Annotated in this window: 2 protein-coding genes; both read right to left on the reverse strand. The window is 44.7% G+C overall.

Going from position 1 to position 1,142, the window contains the following annotated elements; all coding sequences use genetic code 11:
- Positions 1-333 (reverse strand): Holliday junction resolvase RuvX (gene ruvX, locus R7R78_RS24225; protein ID WP_225474387.1); only part of this gene is annotated, 333 nt, incomplete at its 3' end.
- Between the two features lie 48 nt (positions 334-381).
- The gene (locus tag R7R78_RS24230) at positions 382-945 is read right to left on the reverse strand and encodes a YqgE/AlgH family protein (RefSeq protein ID WP_005461717.1); all 564 of its coding nucleotides are present in this window, start codon (positions 943-945) and stop codon (positions 382-384) included.
- Between the last annotated feature and the right edge of the window lie 197 nt (positions 946-1,142).

The following is a 1,142-nucleotide window of genomic DNA, read 5'->3' on the forward strand; positions in this document are numbered from 1 at the left end:
CATACTGAACAATTCTGCGCGCGCTTCTGAAGTTGATAAGCGCTCATCATGCAATTCAACAGGCAAGCCATAACGACCTTGCAGACGCTTCGCAAATTTTTTCGCACGCGGGGTGATGGTTTCTAAATCTTTACCATGTAAATCCGTTGGCAGGCCTACGACCAATAAGTCTGGCTGCCATTCTTTAATTTGTTTTTCGATGTCATCCCAATTTGGAATGCCATCATTGGCTTTAAACGCTTTCAGTGGTGAAGCAGTGCCAGTGATTTCTTGACCAATCGCGCTACCAATACTTTTAGTACCGAAGTCGAAGGCCATTATTGTACGTGACATACAGTGTCTCAAATCTTAATGAAGTGGAAGTTAAGGAAGGCAGTTGCGTTACGCATGACCTGCGTCTGCCGACAATTGGCTTGGGTCGATACCTAGCTTTTCTACCGCTTTTTTCCAGCGCTCTGTAATGGGCGTATCGAAGATGATTTCTGGTGTGGCTTCGATGGTTAGCCAAGAGTTTTCAACCAGTTCATTTTCTAACTGACCAGCACTCCAACCGGAATAACCAAGAGCAACCAAATAGTCACTTGGCTCAGCCTCTGTCCCCAATACGGAAAGAATATCTCGCGAAGTGGTGACAGCAAGGTCGTCGGTCATTTGAATGCTGGATTCATAGTAATCTTTCGGTTTATGTAGAATAAAACCACGGTCTTCTGAGATTGGACCGCCATTGTAGACGGGTCTATCTAAGCTGGCTTCAAACAGGCGCGGGTGAACAGGCTGCACGTCAACTTGCTTGAGCATGTTGCCAACGGTGATATCAACAGGCGCGTTGATCATCAGGCCCATAGCGCCTTCTTCGTTATGTTCACAAACGTAGATAACGCTATTCTGGAAATACGGATCTTTCATTCCAGGCATGGCTACTAAAAAATGGTTTGTGAGGTTCATTCTCATACCGACCTTTAAGACTCGTAAATGCACTTAAGCAAACTCGCGACTATGTGCATGAGTTTGCTTAAGATAATGTCTGGTTCTCTACTATAACTGTACTATAAATTCAGTTATTCGCCTTTCACACGACGTTCAATGGCATCCATCAGTTTGCCAGTAATAGAAATGTCGAATGCCGCTTCGATTTCACGAAT

It is taken from the genome of Vibrio sp. 2134-1 (genome assembly GCF_033339495.1).